Source organism: Burkholderia sp. WAC0059, from assembly GCF_002870125.1.
Lineage (GTDB): Bacteria > Pseudomonadota > Gammaproteobacteria > Burkholderiales > Burkholderiaceae > Paraburkholderia.
Genome location: NZ_PNEO01000009.1, coordinates 64379 through 79798, shown reverse-complemented (window position 1 = coordinate 79798; position 15420 = coordinate 64379). Strand labels below are relative to the sequence as shown.

Genomic DNA, 15420 nt, shown 5'->3' with positions numbered 1-15420 from the left:
CTATACCGGGTTCGCCGCGCCAGGAGTGTAATAGTCCGTTTCCGCGCGGCGCGGTTTCGGCCCGTGCCGCTCGTCCAGCCGGCAAAACCCGCACAGCGTACAATTTTTACCCGGGACGCCGGCCGGGGCGGTTCCCGTCGCGCGGCGAACGACGAAGAGGAACGACGAGGGACGGCACGCCGGCCTCCGGCGGAAAAGCAGAAGACGGACGTGGGGACATGGATCAAATCGAATGTGTGGTGATCGGAGCGGGCGTAGTCGGGCTCGCGGTGGCCCGCGCGCTGGCGGCACGCGGACGCGAAGTGCTCGTGCTGGAGGCGGCCGACGCGATCGGCACCGGCACCAGTTCGCGCAACAGCGAGGTGATCCACGCGGGCCTCTACTATTCGCGCGGCTCGCTGAAGGCGACGCTGTGCGTGCGCGGCCGCGAGATGCTCTACGAGTACTGCGCCTCGCACAACGTGCCGCACCGGCGCTGCGGAAAATTGCTCGTCGCGACCTCGCGCGCCCAACTGCCCCAGCTCGAAAGCATCCTCGCGCGCGGGCGCGAGAACGGCGTGTTCGATCTCACGCGCATCAACGCGGCCGAGGCGCAGGCGCTCGAACCCGCGCTCGAATGCGTCGAGGCCGTCTATTCGCCGCAGACGGGCATCGTCGACAGCCATCAGCTCATGCTCGCGCTGCAGGGCGACGCGGAGCGCGACGGCGCCGTGGTGGCGCTGCAGGCGGGCGTCGAATCGATCGACGCGCGCGACGGCGCGTTCGTCGTGCGCGTGGGCGGCCCGGCGCCGACGGAGATTCGCGCGGCCTGCGTGATCAACAGCGCGGGGCTCGCCGCGAACGCGCTGGCGCGGCGCATCCGCGGCCTCGACGCGCGCCACGTGCCGCCGCTCTTTCTGGCGCGCGGCAACTACTTCGCCGTGTCGGGGCGCTCGCCGTTCTCGCGTCTCATTTATCCGATGCCCAACGAGGCGGGGCTCGGCGTGCATCTGACCATCGACCTCGGCGGCCAGGCGCGTTTCGGGCCCGACGTCGAGTGGGTCGAATCGGTTCATTACGACGTCGATCCGCATCGCGCCGACAGCTTCTACACGCAGATCCGCAGCTACTGGCCGTCGCTGCCGGACGGCGCGCTGCAACCGGCGTACTCGGGCATTCGCCCGAAGCTTTCCGGCCCGGGCGAGCCGGCTTCGGACTTTCTGATCCAGGGGGCGGCCGCGCACGGCGTGCGCGGGCTCGTGAACCTGTTCGGCATCGAGTCGCCGGGACTCACGGCCTCGCTGGCGATCGCCCAGCGCGTGAGCGAAATGGCGGCGCCGGCGTAGCGGCTGGGCGGCTCGGGGTTCGCGGCGTAGCGGCGTTTTCGTTGCGTCGCGATCCTTGCGCTGGCCTTTCCGGCGGCCGGCGCGAGGCTGCCGTTCGCGTGAGGTTCGCATGAACGGACTCGCCCCTGGGATCTCGACGGCAGGCCGAAAGGCTTCGTTGCTATCCTTGCGGAACTCGCTGCTGTAGCCAGGGCAGCGCATCCCCGCAAACGGAGTCCCGCTTCATGAAGCTGTCCCGCCGCACTTTTCTCGTCGCGAGCGTCGGCGCCGCGTCTGCGCTGGCGTTCGCGCGCGAAGCGCTGGCCGCGCCGCCGGTCGTGCAGGAATCCGATCCCGCCGCGCAGGCGCTCGGCTACCGGTCCGACGCGACCCATGTCGACAAGACCCAATATCCGCGATACGCGGCCGGCCAGATGTGCGGCAACTGTGCCTACTATCAGGGCCAGCCCACCGACGCGTTCGCGCCGTGCCCGATGCTCGGCGGCCGGCGCGTGTCGGGCAAGGGTTGGTGCGGCGCTTACATCCGGAAGTCCTGAGCGGTCAGCGCCGCGCCGGCAGCAGCGGCGGGCGCCGGTCGAACCACGGGCGCGCCGCCTCGAGTTGCGCGGCGAGGCGCAGCAGCGTGGCATCGTCGCCCTCGCGCGCGGCGAATTGCACGCCGACGGGCAGGCCGCGCGCGTTCCAGTAGAGCGGCACCGACATCGCCGGCTGGCCGGTCAGATTGAACAGCTCGGTACAGCCGGCCCAGGCGAACGCCTTGTTCGACGCTTCGGTCAGCAGCCGGCGCATCAGCGTTTCCATCGGCACGGTCGTGACGGCCTGCATCCGCAGGCGTTCGGTCGCGCTCGGGCGCAGTTCGCCGATCCTGACCGGCGCGCTGGCCAGCGTCGCGCAGAGCATCACGTCGTAGCGCGTCATCAGGCTCGCGAGTTGGACGGTGATGCGCCGCTGCGTTTCGAGCGCGGCGGGCAGCCCGCGCTCGCCGAGCTTGCGGCCGATGTGGGCGAGCGCCCAGGTGGCCGTCTCGAAGTCCCGCCGGCGCGGCGCCCGGCCCGACAGGTCGGCGGCGTTGAGCACGTATTGTTCGGCGACGACCGACCAGAGCATCAGGAACGCCTCGCGCACGGCGGCGAAGTCGATGCCGAGGCTGACGGGCTCGACGTGGTGTCCCAGCGATTCGGCGAGCTTTCCCGCGTCGTCGAGCGCGGCCTTGACGTCGGCCGATAGCGAGACGGCGAACATCGGGTCGGTGGCGAACGCGACGCGCAGCGGCCGGCACGGCTCGCGCACGGCAGCGGCGAACGTACCCGGCGCGCCGGGCGGCACGGCCGGATCGCCCGCGATCAGGTCGAGCGCGAGGGCGCTGTCGCGCACGCTGCGGGACAACGCGAGATCGACGCCGAGCGCGCCGGGCGGCGGCGCGACGTTCGAGGGCGGCTGGCGCGAGCGTGACGGCTTGAGGCCGAACAGGCCGCAGCACGACGCCGGGATGCGGATCGAGCCGCCGCCGTCGGACGCGTGCGCGAACGGCACGATGCCCGCCGCGATGGCCGCGGCCGCGCCGCCGCTCGAGCCGCCCGGCGTGTGATCGAGATTCCACGGATTGCGGCAGGGACCGAACAGCTCGGGCTCGGTGCAGGGCATCTGGCCGAGCTCGGGCGTGCTGGTCTTGCCGAACAGGTTCAGGCCCGCGAGGCGAAAGCGCGTCACCACGGGCGCATCGGCCATCGGCACGAAATGGCGGTAGTGGCGGCTGCCCATCGTCATCGGCAGGCCGGCGACCGGGGCGCCCAGATCCTTCATGAGAAATGGCACGCCGGCGAGCGGGCCGTGCGCGAGCGCGTCGGTGCCGTCGCCGTCGTCGCGCAAGGCGCGGCGGCGCGCAGCTTCGTAATCCTTGAGGACGATCGCGTTGATCGCCGGGTTGGCGGCTTCGGCGCGGGCAATGGCCGCGTCGACGAGTTCGCGCGCGCCGACTTCACGGGTTCGGACCAGTTCGGCGAGGCCGACGGCGTCGTGGGCGAGATAGTCGGACTGCACGGCGGGCGCCTCCGGCGAGGGGGCGGGCGGCCCATGCCGGCCCGCCCGGGAAAGACGGCGGCGCGGATCGCGGCCCCATTTCGCGAGGGCGGCCGGGCGATCCGCGCCGCTTGCGCGACGCTTACAGGCGCTCGGCGAGGAACGCCAGCGTGCGGCCGTGCGAGAGCGCGGACGCGTGCTGGTTGTAGGAGTCGCGCGACGAGCAGTTGAAGCCGTGGTCGGCGCTCGGGTACAGATGGAATTCGGCGTTGTCGCGTCCGGCGAAGCGCGCTTTCACTTCGCCGACGGCCGAGAGCGGAATGCCGTGATCGAGCTCGGCGTAATGGAACTGGATCGGCGCCTTGATCTTGTCGGCCTCGCCGAGCGCGTTCTGGATGCCGCCGCCGTAGTAGGCGACAGCCACGTCCACCGAGCCTTGCGCCGCGGCGAGATAGGCGAGCCGTCCGCCGAAGCAGTAACCGATCGCCGCCACCTTGCCGTTCGCTTCCGGCAGCTTGCGCAGCACCGCGGCCGTCGCGGCGATGTCCTGAACCGCGAGATCGACGTTGGTTTTCTGCAGCAGCTCGATACCCTTGTCGCGGTCCGCGCCCACATAATCGAGTTCGACGCGAGGCTGGGTGCGCCAGAAGATGTCCGGGGCGAGCGCGACGTAGCCGTCGAGCGCGTACTGGTCGGCGACGTCGCGGATGTGTCCGTTCACGCCGAAGATTTCCTGAATGATGATGATGCCGGGGCCCTTGCCGCGCTTGGGCAGCGCCAGGTATCCGCCGAAGCTGTCGTTGCCGGCGGGAATGTCGATCCATCGGGACGTCACGCTCACGTTGCTCTCCTTCAGTAGCGTTTGCAGCGAAATGGGGAGCCAGTTTGCCACATCAGCCGCCCCGGCTGCAGCCGGCCTGGTGTTGCGCGGCTGCGGGCGGGGCCTGCCGAATGCCGGGTTCGCGCGCAGCCGGGAATTATTCGCATTACCGGCAAGCGTCGATTGACGAATGGATGAAAACAAATGAACGAAAACGATTGCGCGATCGTTACGAGCGGCAATTGCGGAAGGTTTTCGAGTTTTCTCGCGCTTTTCCGTATCCGGAAATGAAGTATTGGTCGCGATTCCTTTCTTTTTTTCGGCCGCGGACATTTCCGGGTTCGTGTCGCTTTCGAGACGTCGCCGTTTTGTCGCCGTCGCGGCGCGTGCCCGCCAGCGGCCACGCTTCGCGGTTCCGGACGCCGGCGCGGACATAATATATATAGGGGCGCACAGGCTTCGCCCGAAGCGTCCGGTTTTTCCCGACAATAATCGGGCGCTTTGGGCGGCGCGCGTTCGGTCTGCTTTACGGATGCGCAAAAGGATCCGCCGCAGGTGCCATATCGCAGGCATTGCAGACAATGGGCCATTCGGCCTATTGGTACTCACCCCGATATCTGAAAAAAGTCCCCCAATTTAATTTGATCGCCTACACTTGCGCGCAAGTATGGAGGGGTGGCCTGTCTCGAACAGGAAGAGCAGGCCGCCCGTCATGCTGGCCAGGTGCATTGCAGGGGCAACCTCGCTATTCGCCGTTCGCCGCTGAGGTGGGTGAGAAGGCAAGGGGCACGGGGGCACAGGGCAGGTTATGTTTTTGGGATCGAAACTGGAGACTTACATGAATATCAAGCTTCAAAAGCTGTTGCCGATCAGCGCGGCGGTCGTGATGTTTGCGTCGTTCGCGACGGCGGCTTCGGCTGACGAGATCGTGAAAATCGGTCATGCCGCACCGCTCACGGGTGAAATCGCCCACCTCGGGAAGGACAACGAAAACGGCGCGCGCCTCGCCATCGAAGAAATCAATGCGAAGGGTCTCGTGATCGGCGGCCAGAAGGTCACGCTGGTGCTCGACTCGGTGGACGACGCGGCCGACCCGCGCACGGCTACCCAGGTTGCGCAGAAGCTCGTCGACGATCACGTCGTGGCCGTGGTCGGCCACTTGAACTCGGGCACGACGATCCCGGCCTCGAAGATCTACAGCGATGCAGGCATCGTGCAGATCTCGCCGTCGGCCACCAACCCGGCCTACACGCAACAGGGCTTCAAGACGGCCTATCGCGTCGTCGCGACGGACGCGCAGCAAGGTCCGGCGCTCGCCAACTACGCGGCCAAGAGCCTGCACATCAAGAGCGTGGCGATCGTCGACGACTCGACCGCCTACGGTCAGGGTCTCGCGGACGAGTTCGAGAAGCAGGCGAAGGCGCTCGGCCTGAACGTGCTCTCGCACGACGCGACGAACGACAAGGCCGTGGACTTCCGCGCGATTCTCACGAAGATCAAGGGCGAAAACCCCGACGCGATCATGTACGGCGGCATGGATGCGACCGGCGGCCCGTTCGCCAAGCAGGCGAAGCAGCTCGGCCTGCGCGCGAAGGTGCTCGCGGGCGACGGCGTCTGCACGGACGGCCTCTCGCAGCTCGCCGGCGACGCCACCGACAACGTCGTGTGCTCGGAAGCCGGTATGGCGCTCGAGCGCATGCCGGGCGGCCAGGCGTTCGAAGCGAAGTACGAAAAGCGCTTCGGCCAGCCGATCCAGATCTACGCGCCGTTCACCTATGACGCCGTGTACATCATCGTCGACGCGATGAAGCGCGCGAACTCGACCGATCCGGCGAAGATCCTCGCCGAAATGCCGACGACCGACTACCACGGCGTGATCGGCGAGACGCAGTTCGACTCGCACGGCGACCTGAAGCACGGCGTGATCTCGCTGTACGACTACAAGGCCGGCAAGAAGACGCTGCTCGACGTCGTGACGATGTAATAGCGGGTGCTCCGGCGGGACGCGGCGGCTTCGGCCGCGCGTTCCTGCGGACGATGTGAAAAAGGCACGCGGGCCGATGGCTCGCGTGCCTTTTGTTTTTGGGACTGCGGTTTTGGGACTGCGCTTGGGGGCTTGCGTTAGCGGAACTGCGCCGGCGCGGCGCGTCGGCGTTGCGACGGCGAATTCGCCGCGCGGTCGGCCGATCCGGCGATCGTCAGACGCCGAGCCGCCGCAGCACCTTCGGGCCCGCCAGCGCCACGAGCGCGGCGCACAGGGCGACGACCGAGAGGCCGACGGGCAGGCTCGTCGCCTGCGTGACGCCGCCGATCACCACCGGGCCGAGCAGCAGGCCGAAATAGGCGAGGCCCGCGACGTGCGCGAGGCCCTCGGCCGCGTGGACGCCCTTCACGCGCGCGGCGGCCGCGAACATCACCGGCATCATGTTGGCAAGGCCGAGGCCCATCAGCGTGAAACCGGCCAGGGCGGGAATCGTGTAGGGCAAAAGCAGCGCGCCGATCATGCCGAGGCAGGCGAGCGACGCGCTCGCGAGCACCAGTTGCGGCGCGCCGAAACGGGCGCGCACGGCGTCGCCGGAAAAACGCCCGGCCGCCATGCCGGCCGAGAACGCGGCATAGGCCGCGCTCGCCGTGGCGGACGTGGCCCGCACCACGTCGCGCATGTAGACCGTCGCCCAGTCGTACATCGCGCCTTCGGCGATCAACGCGATCAGCGCGATCGCGCCGAGTGCCCAGAGCGCCGGCGTGCGCCAGCGGTTGCCGTGCCCGGAGGCGGATGCGGCCTGCTCCTCGTGCGGGGTAGGCGGCAGCACGGCCGGGCAGGCGAGAACCACCACGACGGCGCTCAGCGCGCCGGCGAGCAGCAGGTGCAGCGCGGGCGCCATGCCGTGCGCGAGCAGCGCGCCGCCGGCCGCCGCGCCCGCCATGCCGCCGACGCTGAACATGCCGTGCAGCGACGACATGATGGGCCGCTCGAGCGCTTCCTCGACGGCGCTGGCCTCGGCGTTCATCGCGACGTCGAGCGTCGCCATGCCGGCGCCGAACGCCGCCAGCACGACGAGCAGCATCCAGTAGGCGGGCACGACGAGGATCAGCGTGCTGCTCACCGCCATGGTCAGGCCGCCCGCGAGACAGGCCCGCAGGGTGCCGACGCGCGCGATCCACGGGCCGATGCGGGTCATGGCCGCGATCGAGCCGCCGGCCACGGCGAACAGCGCGCACGAGAGCAGGGCCGGATCCAGATGGAAGCGGTCGCGCACGGTCGGGACGTGCACGCCCCACGACGCGTACATGAACCCCGCGATGAAGAAGATCGCCATCGTCGCGACGCGGGCGCGATTGAGCCTCGCGACGGGCAGGGTCTGATGGGGGCCGGACACGGGCGGCGCGGCGGCGAGGGAATCGGTCGAATGGTCTGGCACAGCGAAGTTGTTCGGTAGGGAAGAAGAGACGGACAAACGGAGACCGGGCGAGAGACGGATAAAACGCGCGGCAAAGCGTGGATTTTAACGAAGCGGGCGCGGGCCTGTCGCGGATCGGATATCCGCCGCGCCGGACGGCGGTCGTTCCGATCGCCGGCGGGTCTGCCGGGACGATGGCGTTCGAGCCCGTTTCGTTTTTAACGAACCCGGACGATTACGCGTCGTTGCATGTGGCATTTTGTGCTGTACCGCACATCGAATTGCATAGCAGCCTTGCGTTTAAGGCATGAACGAGGCTGAAGTTGTCATTGCATGAAATGTTTCGGCGATTTTCGGTATTGGATTCTCATGGATTGAGATTCGATCTGACCGAATTATTGAATAAATTTGGCTTTCCATGAAAATAATTATTTGCATGGAATGAGAGGCTGTGTTGACAGTTTGAGTATCGTAGTAATTTGAAACATAAATTAATCGGGCCTTTCACGGCGGCTTTTCCCCATATTCGAGTTTTGTGTTAATCTCGCACACGAATTTAGAAGCAGGACAACCTGGTAAGTGGCAAGCCGGCATAGACTGGTGGCCAATAATCGTCGAAACCACAAGGGAATCTATGTCGTCCTACAAGGAACTGCTGGCACAGCGCGAAAAGCTCGAGAGACAAATCGAAGAAGCGAAGGCTCGCGAATACGCCGAAGTGCTCAATGAAATCAAGCAGAAAATGGCCGACTACGGCATCACGCTTGCCGAACTCGGCGGCGGTCGGGGCAAAGGCGTAAAAGCCAGCCGCGCGCGCGCGAGCGTCGCGCCCAAATATCGCGATCCGGATAGCGGCAGCACGTGGTCGGGCCGGGGCAAGCCGCCGCGGTGGATCGTCGGCAAGGATCGGGAAAAATTCCTGATCGCGAAATAACCGAACGGACGTATCGGGTCGTTTTTTTCCGATACGCGCCGTTCTCGCCTCTCCTCTCATTACAGAAACCGCGCAGCCGTACGAGCGCGGTTTTTTGTTGCCCGTTTCATCGGCGCGAGTGCGGATGTGGAATGCGAATGCGTCGTATTGTTGTAGTCGTCTGATTTAAAAGAGGTTTTCGGGGGCTTTGCCGATAATTCACGAAGACGCCGGTACAATTCAGGTATTCAAAATCCTGGTTTATTTCTCGCATGTCTTCATCCGCGGCGGAGCAGTCCCCCGAAAAGCACCAGGTCGCGCGCAAGACCACTTTCGTCAGCATCGTCCTCAATTCGGTGCTGGTCGTCCTGCAAATCGTGGTCGGCCTGTTTGCCCATTCGCAGGCATTGATTGCCGACGGTGTGCATTCGCTCGCCGATCTCGTTTCCGATTTCGTCGTACTCGTCGCGAATCGGCATAGCGGCGCCAAGCCGGACGCCGATCACAATTACGGACACAGTCGCTACGAAACCGTGGCGTCGCTTTTCCTCGGCGTATTGCTGATCGCCGTCGGCGTCGGCATGCTTTCGCGCGCCGGCGTGCGGCTCGCGGGCCATACCGCGGTGCCGCCCGTGCATGCGAGCGCGCTCGTGGTCGCGCTGGTCGTGCTGGCGTCGAAAGAGAGCCTGTTTCGCTACATGCTGCGCGAGGCGCAGCGCGTGCGCTCGGCCATGCTGATCGCCAACGCCTGGCACGCGCGTTCGGACGCCGCCTCGTCGCTCGTCGTGGCGCTCGGCATCGTCGGCAGCCTCGCGGGCATCCATCTGCTCGATCCGATCGCCGCGGCGATCGTCGGCTTCATGGTCGCGCGCATGGGCTGGGAGTTCGGCTGGGACGCGCTGCAGGATCTGTCGGATCGCGCGCTCGACGAATCGGCCGCGGCCGACCTGCGCGTGCTGCTGCTTTCCACGCCCGGCGTGAAGGACGTCCACGAAATGCGCACGCGCAAGACCGGCGACCTTGCCCTCGTCGACGCGCACATTCTCGTCGAGCCGCGTATTTCGGTCTCCGAAGGCCATTACATCGCCGAATCGGCGCGGGCCCGGCTGCTCGGCGACGCCCGCGTGCTCGACGCGCTCATTCACGTCGATCCCGAGAACGACATGCTGGCGCGCCCGCCGATCGACCTGCCGCCGCGCGGCAAGGTGATCGCGCAACTGGAAGCGTCGTTCGTCGGGCACGGCATTCGCGTCATCGAGGTCATGCTGCATTACCTGAGCACCGGCCTCGACATCGAGGTGACGCTGGCGGCTTCCTGCGACCAGCCGGGCGACGTGGCTCCCCGGCTCGAACGCATCGACCTGGAGGCGCTCCGGCAACGGCTCGGCGCACGGCATCTCGACGTGCGGCAGGTGTTGAGCATGGACTTCGCGCGCAGGGGCGCCGAACCCGAACGAGCGCTGAAGTAGCGCCGGGGGCGCCTGTGTGCCCTGCCCTGGCGGGCCCCGGCGCGCTAGAGCGGCAACTGCGTATCGAACTTGATTTCGCGGAGCACGACGCTCGTGTGGACGTGCGTGACGGCCGGAATCGGGAAAATGCGCGCCTGCAGGAACGCGTCGTAGGCCTTGATGTCGGTCGCGACGATCTTCAGGACGTAGTCGGCCTCGCCCGTCGTGCTGTAGCACTCGGTCACTTCGGGCAGCGCGGCGATTTCGCGTTCGAACTGAGCGACGCCACCCTCGATGTGTCGGGCGAGACGGACCTGCGCGAGCGCACAGACGTTCAGGCCGAGCTTTTCGCGATCGAGCAGCGCCGTATAACGCTGGATCACGCCCGACTGCTCCATGTCCTTGATGCGCCGCCAGCATGGCGTGCTGGACAGTCCCACCTGGTCGGAGATTTCCTGCACCGAACGGCGGGCGTCGAGCTGTAGCAGGCGCAGGATCTTTTGAGAGAACGTATCGAGTGTCAACTGCGCCTCCGTTTGCGTCGCCGTATACCGGATGGTAGAGGGCGCGGAAACGAAACGCAATGTAAGGCGCCTTCGACGAGGGAGTTTAACTAATTTGCCGGTTTGATGGCGGAATTTTGCCCCGAGGCGTCCCAATCAGGCCGAATGGCGGCGGAACCGGCGCCGGCTTGCGCGGCGCGCAGCTCGGCGAGCATGTTACAAAAGAGCGCGCCCTGCTCGATGGCGTCGTCGAGCGCCACGTGCGTGTGCGGATGATCGTCGAACCAGCGCCCGGGCAGGCGCGGCTTGATGCACTTGCGGTACGGCAGGCCCGTCATCGCGAAGGCCAGCGTCTTGATGTCGAGCGCCGACCACGAAAACGGGCAGCGGCCGGCGAAACGCATCATGTACCAGAACATGAACGTGAAATCGAAGCCGGCGGGCATGGCGACGAAGACCGGCTTGCCCGGCAGCGCCTCGACCCATTCGACGTAGGCGACGAGCGCCCCGGCCGGCGCTTGCAGGTTCTGGCGGCAGGCGGCCCAGGCTTCGGGCTGGGTCTGCCACCAGGCCGTCTGCACCGGATGCGGGGCGGCGCCTTCGAGCAATTCGAGATTGGCGGAGAAGGTGGAGACGAGGCGCTTGTCGGCCGTGTAGGCGGCCGAGGCGAAGCTCAGCATCGAGTGCGGACCGGGGATCGGGCCGTCGGCCTCGACGTCGGTACTGACGTAGATTTCTTCGTTGCTCATCCGGGCATTCCGTCTGCGACGTAAGGGTTGGTCCGGCGCTCGGCGCCGAACGTCGAGGCCGGACCGTGACCCGGCACGAACGCGACGTCGTCGCCGAGCGGCCAGAGTTTTTCGCGGATCGAGCGGATCAGGTCGGCGTGATTGCCGCGCGGAAAGTCCGTGCGGCCGATCGAGCCGGCGAACAGCACGTCGCCGACGAGCGCGAGCCGGTGCGCGCGGCTGAAGAACACCACGTGCCCGGGCGTGTGGCCGGGGCAATGGTAGACCTCGAGCGTTTCGTCCCCGAAGCGCACGGCGTCGCCGTCGATGAGCCACCGGTCGGGTTCGAATGCTGCGGCGGCCGGAAAGCCGAAGCGCCGACTCTGCTCGGGCAACTGCTCCAGCCAGAAGCGCTCGTCCTCGTGCGGACCCTCGACCGGCACGCCGTAGCGGTCCGCGAGCGTTCTCGCGCCGGCGCAGTGGTCGATGTGGCCGTGCGTGAGCAGCACCTTTTCGAGCCGCACGTTCTGTCGGCCGATTTCGTTCTCGATTCGCTCGAGGTCGCCGCCGGGATCGACGACCGCGGCGCGTCCCGTCGCCTCGCAGACGAGCAGCGAGCTGTTTTGCTGGAACGGGGTGACGGGTATCAGCGTGACTTTCATGCGGGATCGGCGGGGACGGCGCGGTGCGGCGCCAAAGCGTCGATTGTACCGGGCTGGCGGATCGGGCATCGCCAGGCGGGGACGGGCACTGTTTGGGCAACCACCCGATTGGGGGCGATAGAGAAAAACGATCGGGAATTTAATTTGCGGGGCATGGTGCGGATTCCTTTTGGGTATAATGCGCCGGATCGTGCACGAAATTCGTGCTTTCACTGGGCGATGCGGACCCGTTTTACCGCGGGTCGTGGCGTCGCCGTCAAGCAAGTGCCGTCGTCGAAGGTTCGCCGACGCGACGGCAAATCAGGTATCGAAGAAGGTTCGATGCCGCACGTCTTGTCCAGCCAGGCGCCGCGCGCCTGCAACGGCCTTGCTGCCGTGACGCTGGATGGGGCCTACGCCGCCGTTCCTGTGTGTGCCGGGCATCCGGTGCGCCAGAACAGGTTTCATGTTCGATGGCGGCATGTGGGGTCTGGGTCAGGCTGCTGGGACAGGCTGGGTCAGACGTGAAAAATAACTGGCGGTAGCGGCGCGAGTGGCCGCATACGGGTTGGGCCGATGTCTGCCTTCGGGCTGGACAGCGTGGCCATATCCGTCCGCACAAGCTGGGTGCCAAGCGTTTGATCGCTGCGCAACACGGCTTGTAAACGGCGAAGAATCTATGAATTGGCGACTATCCCGACGACGGTTCGGTAGCCTCGCGCTTCTTTTGGCGCTGGCCGGCTGTGCCGTGCCACCGGGTCTCCAGAACCAGTCGGACGACAGCGAAGCGCTGCGCACAAAGGTCGCACACGACAGCAATACCACGGCAATGCTTGCGCCGTCGGGTTACGACGGTCCCGCCTCCGCATTGCCGGCCACCCCGGCCAGTGCCGCCGTCAGTACCGCCAGCGCGACGGATAGCGCCGGCGGCGATACGCCGTTGACCAAGGCTGAACCCATCTCCGGCGATGCGCCCGACATCTCGTCGTTCCATCAGGTCGGCCGGGCCTCGTGGTACGGCCAGGCGTTCCGCGGCCGCCGCACGGCGAGCGGCGAGCGCTACGACATGCATGCGCTGACGGCGGCGCATCGCACGTTGCCGCTCGGCTCGTACGTGCGCGTGAGCGTGCCGGCCACGTCGAAGTGGGTGGTCGTGCGGATCAACGATCGCGGCCCGTTTGCGCGCGGCCGCGTGATCGATCTGTCTTATGCGGCCGCCTCCATCCTCGGGCTGCAGCACGTCGGCACGGCGCGCGTGCGGATCGAAGGACTGTCGAGCAAGGAAGCGAAGGAGCAGAGCGCGCAGATGCTGGCGGAAAATTCGGTTTCCGACCACTGAGCTTGTTTCGTTTCGGTCGGCGCGGGTTGGCCGGCTTCAGAGAGGGTCGCCTGCGGGCGGCCCTTTTGCTTTTCCGCCTGCCGGCGGCTTCAACCGCCCTTCAGTTCGAGCGCGCGCGCATAGAGCGCGTTGCGCGATGCGCCCGTCAACGTTGCCGCGATTCGTGCGGCGCCCTTGACCGGCAGCTCCTCCAGCAGGACGCGCAGGAGCGCGTCGTGATCCTGCCCCGCCGCCGGGCATTCGCCCGCGCCCTCGACCACCAGCACGAATTCGCCGCGCTGCCGGTTGGCGTCGGCGGCGAGCCATGCCGGCCCGTCGGCCAGGGTGCAGACGTAGAGGGCCTCGTGTAGCTTCGTCAGTTCTCGCGCGATCAGCAGACGGCGCGCGGGGCCGAACGCGTCGGCCAGCGCCTGCACGGTTTCGACGATGCGATGCGGCGCTTCGTAGAACACCATCGCGTGGACGTGCGCGGCGAGCGGTTGCAGCGCGGCGGCGCGCTGCTTCGCTTTCGGCGGCAGAAAGCCGAGGAACGTGAACGTCGTCACCCAGTCGCCGGCCGCGCTCACTGCCGCGGCGAGCGCGCTCGCGCCCGGCAGCGGCACGACTCGCAGGCCCGCCTCGCGCACGGTCTCGACGAGCTTCGCGCCCGGGTCGGAGATGCCGGGCGTGCCGGCGTCCGACACGTAGGCGACGCGCTCGCCGGCCCGCAGGTGTTCGACGATGCGTTGCGCCGCTTCGCGCTCGTTGTGCTCGTGCACGGCGACGAGCGGCTTCGCGATGCCGTAGCGCGTGAGTAGCTGGCCGGTGTTGCGCGTGTCCTCGGCGGCGACGCGGTCGACGAGACCGAGCACATGGAGCGCGCGCAACGTGACGTCGGCCGTATTGCCGATCGGCGTGGCCACGACGTACAGCGTGGCCTCGGGGTAGTGCTGGGCCTGTGCGAGTTCGAAGAGGGGCGTCATGAGGCGGAACGCGCGAGCGGAAGGAACGAGGCCGACATTGTGCCACGCGGGGTACGACGGGCCGCGGGCGCAGAACGGGGATAGGGAGTCCGGCGGCACGGCGGGCCGGCGGCTTCGCGCGGATCGGCGCAAGCCGGATGGCGCGTCGCCGGACAACGGCGGCGGCCTGGCGGCTACGCGCGACCCAGCGGTGTCCGGCGCGCCGACGGCGGATGTCCGGTACGTTGCCGATGCTTCGCACGAGGCGCCCCGGACGAAAGCATCGGGAAAGGCCCGTACCGACCCGCGCAACTCCGGCGCGCGGCGCGGGTCTCATGCCGTCGGGGCCGCGTTCGAAACGCGGGCGCTGGATTTTCTGGTCGACCGGGGGCTGAGCCTCGTCGCGCGCAACGTCCGCTGTCGCGGCGGCGAACTCGATCTCGTGATGCGCGAGCCCGACGGCACGCTCGTGTTCGTGGAGGTCCGGGCGCGCGCCGGGCGCGATTATGGCGGCGCGGCGGCGAGCGTCGGGTGGCGCAAGCGCAACCGGCTCCTGTGCGCGGCGCGACATTTTCTCGCCGCCCGCGTCGATGCCGCGATGCCGCCGTGCCGCTTCGACGTGGTCGCATTCGAAGGCTGGCGTCCCGTGTGGCTGCGCGACGCGTTTCGCGCGGACGACCGCTGACGTGTCTTGCGCGCACGCCGAGTGCGCTACACTTGCGGCACGCCGCGCGAGCGGCTTTCTGCGATACCCCGCCGTAAAAATAGAGACTCGATGTCAGTCGAACGCATCCAACAACACTTCCGCGATAGCGCGGCAGTCGGGCTCGAGGCGCTGGACGCCCTGGCCATGCCGATCGCCGCGGCAATCGACGCGATGTTCGCCGCGCTCGCGAACGGCGGCAAGATTCTGGCATGCGGTAACGGCGGGTCCGCCGTGGAGGCCCAACGCTTCGCGCAGGGGCTCGTCGGCGGGTTCGAGCGCGAGCGCCCGGGCCTGCCCGCGCTTGCGCTACCCGCGACCGCCGACGATTTCCCCGATCAGGTTTTCGCGAAACAGGTCCGCGCGCTCGGCCAGCCCGGCGACGTCCTGTTTGCGATCACCGCCTCCGGCAATCCGGCCAGCCTGATCGCTGCGATCGACGCCGCGCACGAGCGCGAGATGATCGTCGTCGCGCTGACCGGCAGCGAGGACGAAACGGGCGCGGCGCTGGCCGACACCGACATTCACATCGGCGTGCCGTCGACGCGGGCGGCGCGCGTCTACGAAGTGCATTTGCTGACAATCCATTGCCTGTGCGACGGCATCGACGCGATGCTGCTCGGCGACGACTGACACCCA

16 protein-coding genes are annotated in these 15420 nt (G+C 67.4%); 9 read left to right on the top strand and 7 right to left on the bottom strand.

The window, feature by feature from the left end; all coding sequences use genetic code 11:
• Window positions 1-218 precede the first annotated feature (218 nt).
• Together CY652_RS11195 and CY652_RS11190 are read left to right on the top strand one after the other, a co-directional pair.
• Window positions 219-1325: an NAD(P)/FAD-dependent oxidoreductase gene (locus tag CY652_RS11195; protein ID WP_102130783.1), complete on the top strand. Its 1107-nt coding sequence runs from the start codon at window positions 219-221 to the stop codon at window positions 1323-1325.
• A 224-nt stretch (window positions 1326-1549) separates the two neighbouring features.
• Window positions 1550-1861, top strand: coding sequence for a high-potential iron-sulfur protein (locus CY652_RS11190; RefSeq protein WP_102130782.1), 312 nt, complete (start codon window positions 1550-1552; stop codon window positions 1859-1861).
• Between the two features lie 4 nt (window positions 1862-1865).
• On the opposite strand, the gene CY652_RS11185 is transcribed toward CY652_RS11190, so the two are convergent.
• Both CY652_RS11185 and CY652_RS11180 read right to left on the bottom strand, forming a co-directional pair.
• The gene (locus tag CY652_RS11185; RefSeq protein ID WP_102130781.1) at window positions 1866-3365 is read right to left on the bottom strand and encodes an amidase; all 1500 of its coding nucleotides are present in this window, start codon (window positions 3363-3365) and stop codon (window positions 1866-1868) included.
• Window positions 3366-3486: 121 nt separating this feature from the next.
• Window positions 3487-4185 (bottom strand): dienelactone hydrolase family protein, encoded by a 699-nt coding sequence (locus CY652_RS11180; RefSeq protein ID WP_102130892.1) that lies wholly within the window; start codon window positions 4183-4185, stop codon window positions 3487-3489.
• Between the two features lie 817 nt (window positions 4186-5002).
• On the opposite strand from CY652_RS11180, the gene CY652_RS11175 reads away from it, so the two are divergent.
• Window positions 5003-6148 (top strand): branched-chain amino acid ABC transporter substrate-binding protein, encoded by a 1146-nt coding sequence (locus tag CY652_RS11175; RefSeq protein WP_102130780.1) that lies wholly within the window; start codon window positions 5003-5005, stop codon window positions 6146-6148.
• Between the two features lie 214 nt (window positions 6149-6362).
• On the opposite strand, the gene CY652_RS11170 is transcribed toward CY652_RS11175, so the two are convergent.
• Window positions 6363-7544, bottom strand: a complete 1182-nt coding sequence (locus CY652_RS11170) for an MFS transporter (protein WP_258002285.1) — start codon at window positions 7542-7544, stop codon at window positions 6363-6365.
• Between the two features lie 119 nt (window positions 7545-7663).
• Here CY652_RS11170 and CY652_RS23985 point away from each other — a divergent pair, with 119 nt between their 5' ends.
• From CY652_RS23985 to CY652_RS11160, 3 genes are all read left to right on the top strand, one after another.
• Window positions 7664-7876, top strand: a complete 213-nt coding sequence (locus CY652_RS23985; RefSeq protein WP_146010073.1) for a hypothetical protein — start codon at window positions 7664-7666, stop codon at window positions 7874-7876.
• A gap of 323 nt (window positions 7877-8199) precedes the next feature.
• On the top strand, window positions 8200-8499 hold the full coding sequence (locus CY652_RS11165) for an H-NS histone family protein (RefSeq protein WP_102130779.1): 300 nt from the start codon (window positions 8200-8202) through the stop codon (window positions 8497-8499).
• A 251-nt stretch (window positions 8500-8750) separates the two neighbouring features.
• Entirely contained in the window at window positions 8751-9947 is a 1197-nt protein-coding gene (locus CY652_RS11160) for a cation diffusion facilitator family transporter (RefSeq protein ID WP_102130778.1), read from the top strand.
• Window positions 9948-9991: 44 nt separating this feature from the next.
• Here the strand turns inward: CY652_RS11160 and CY652_RS11155 are convergent, their stop codons facing one another.
• The 3 genes from CY652_RS11155 to CY652_RS11145 form a co-directional block, all read right to left on the bottom strand.
• Window positions 9992-10450, bottom strand: a complete 459-nt coding sequence (locus tag CY652_RS11155; RefSeq protein WP_102130890.1) for an Lrp/AsnC family transcriptional regulator — start codon at window positions 10448-10450, stop codon at window positions 9992-9994.
• Window positions 10451-10539: 89 nt separating this feature from the next.
• Complete coding sequence (locus CY652_RS11150; RefSeq protein WP_102130777.1) at window positions 10540-11178, bottom strand: exonuclease; 639 nt, start codon at window positions 11176-11178, stop codon at window positions 10540-10542.
• Complete coding sequence (locus CY652_RS11145; RefSeq protein ID WP_102130776.1) at window positions 11175-11819, bottom strand: MBL fold metallo-hydrolase; 645 nt, start codon at window positions 11817-11819, stop codon at window positions 11175-11177. The genes CY652_RS11150 and CY652_RS11145 overlap by 4 nt, the downstream gene beginning before the upstream one ends.
• Window positions 11820-12477: 658 nt before the next feature.
• Between CY652_RS11145 and CY652_RS11140 the strand changes: the two genes are divergently transcribed.
• Window positions 12478-13137 (top strand): septal ring lytic transglycosylase RlpA family protein, encoded by a 660-nt coding sequence (locus CY652_RS11140; protein WP_102130775.1) that lies wholly within the window; start codon window positions 12478-12480, stop codon window positions 13135-13137.
• A gap of 89 nt (window positions 13138-13226) precedes the next feature.
• Here CY652_RS11140 and rsmI read toward each other — a convergent pair whose 3' ends face one another.
• Window positions 13227-14099: a 16S rRNA (cytidine(1402)-2'-O)-methyltransferase gene (rsmI, locus tag CY652_RS11135; protein ID WP_102130774.1), complete on the bottom strand. Its 873-nt coding sequence runs from the start codon at window positions 14097-14099 to the stop codon at window positions 13227-13229.
• A gap of 190 nt (window positions 14100-14289) precedes the next feature.
• Between rsmI and CY652_RS11130 the strand changes: the two genes are divergently transcribed.
• Both CY652_RS11130 and CY652_RS11125 read left to right on the top strand, forming a co-directional pair.
• Window positions 14290-14763 (top strand): YraN family protein, encoded by a 474-nt coding sequence (locus CY652_RS11130; protein ID WP_258002278.1) that lies wholly within the window; start codon window positions 14290-14292, stop codon window positions 14761-14763.
• A gap of 90 nt (window positions 14764-14853) precedes the next feature.
• Window positions 14854-15414, top strand: coding sequence for an SIS domain-containing protein (locus CY652_RS11125; RefSeq protein ID WP_102130772.1), 561 nt, complete (start codon window positions 14854-14856; stop codon window positions 15412-15414).
• Window positions 15415-15420 lie beyond the last annotated feature (6 nt).

What these genes read in the sequence shown, in the direction of transcription:
- CY652_RS11125 (WP_102130772.1), top strand. Translation starts at nt 14,854, where the DNA reads ATGTCAGTCGAACGCATCCAACAACACTTCCGCGATAGCGCGGCAGTC.
- CY652_RS11175 (WP_102130780.1), top strand. Translation starts at nt 5,003, where the DNA reads ATGAATATCAAGCTTCAAAAGCTGTTGCCGATCAGCGCGGCGGTCGTG.
- CY652_RS11190 (WP_102130782.1), top strand. Translation starts at nt 1,550, where the DNA reads ATGAAGCTGTCCCGCCGCACTTTTCTCGTCGCGAGCGTCGGCGCCGCG.
- CY652_RS11195 (WP_102130783.1), top strand. Translation starts at nt 219, where the DNA reads ATGGATCAAATCGAATGTGTGGTGATCGGAGCGGGCGTAGTCGGGCTC.
- CY652_RS11140 (WP_102130775.1), top strand. Translation starts at nt 12,478, where the DNA reads ATGAATTGGCGACTATCCCGACGACGGTTCGGTAGCCTCGCGCTTCTT.
- CY652_RS11160 (WP_102130778.1), top strand. Translation starts at nt 8,751, where the DNA reads ATGTCTTCATCCGCGGCGGAGCAGTCCCCCGAAAAGCACCAGGTCGCG.
- CY652_RS11165 (WP_102130779.1), top strand. Translation starts at nt 8,200, where the DNA reads ATGTCGTCCTACAAGGAACTGCTGGCACAGCGCGAAAAGCTCGAGAGA.
- CY652_RS11145 (WP_102130776.1), bottom strand. Translation starts at nt 11,819, where the DNA reads ATGAAAGTCACGCTGATACCCGTCACCCCGTTCCAGCAAAACAGCTCG.
- CY652_RS11150 (WP_102130777.1), bottom strand. Translation starts at nt 11,178, where the DNA reads ATGAGCAACGAAGAAATCTACGTCAGTACCGACGTCGAGGCCGACGGC.
- rsmI (WP_102130774.1), bottom strand. Translation starts at nt 14,099, where the DNA reads ATGACGCCCCTCTTCGAACTCGCACAGGCCCAGCACTACCCCGAGGCC.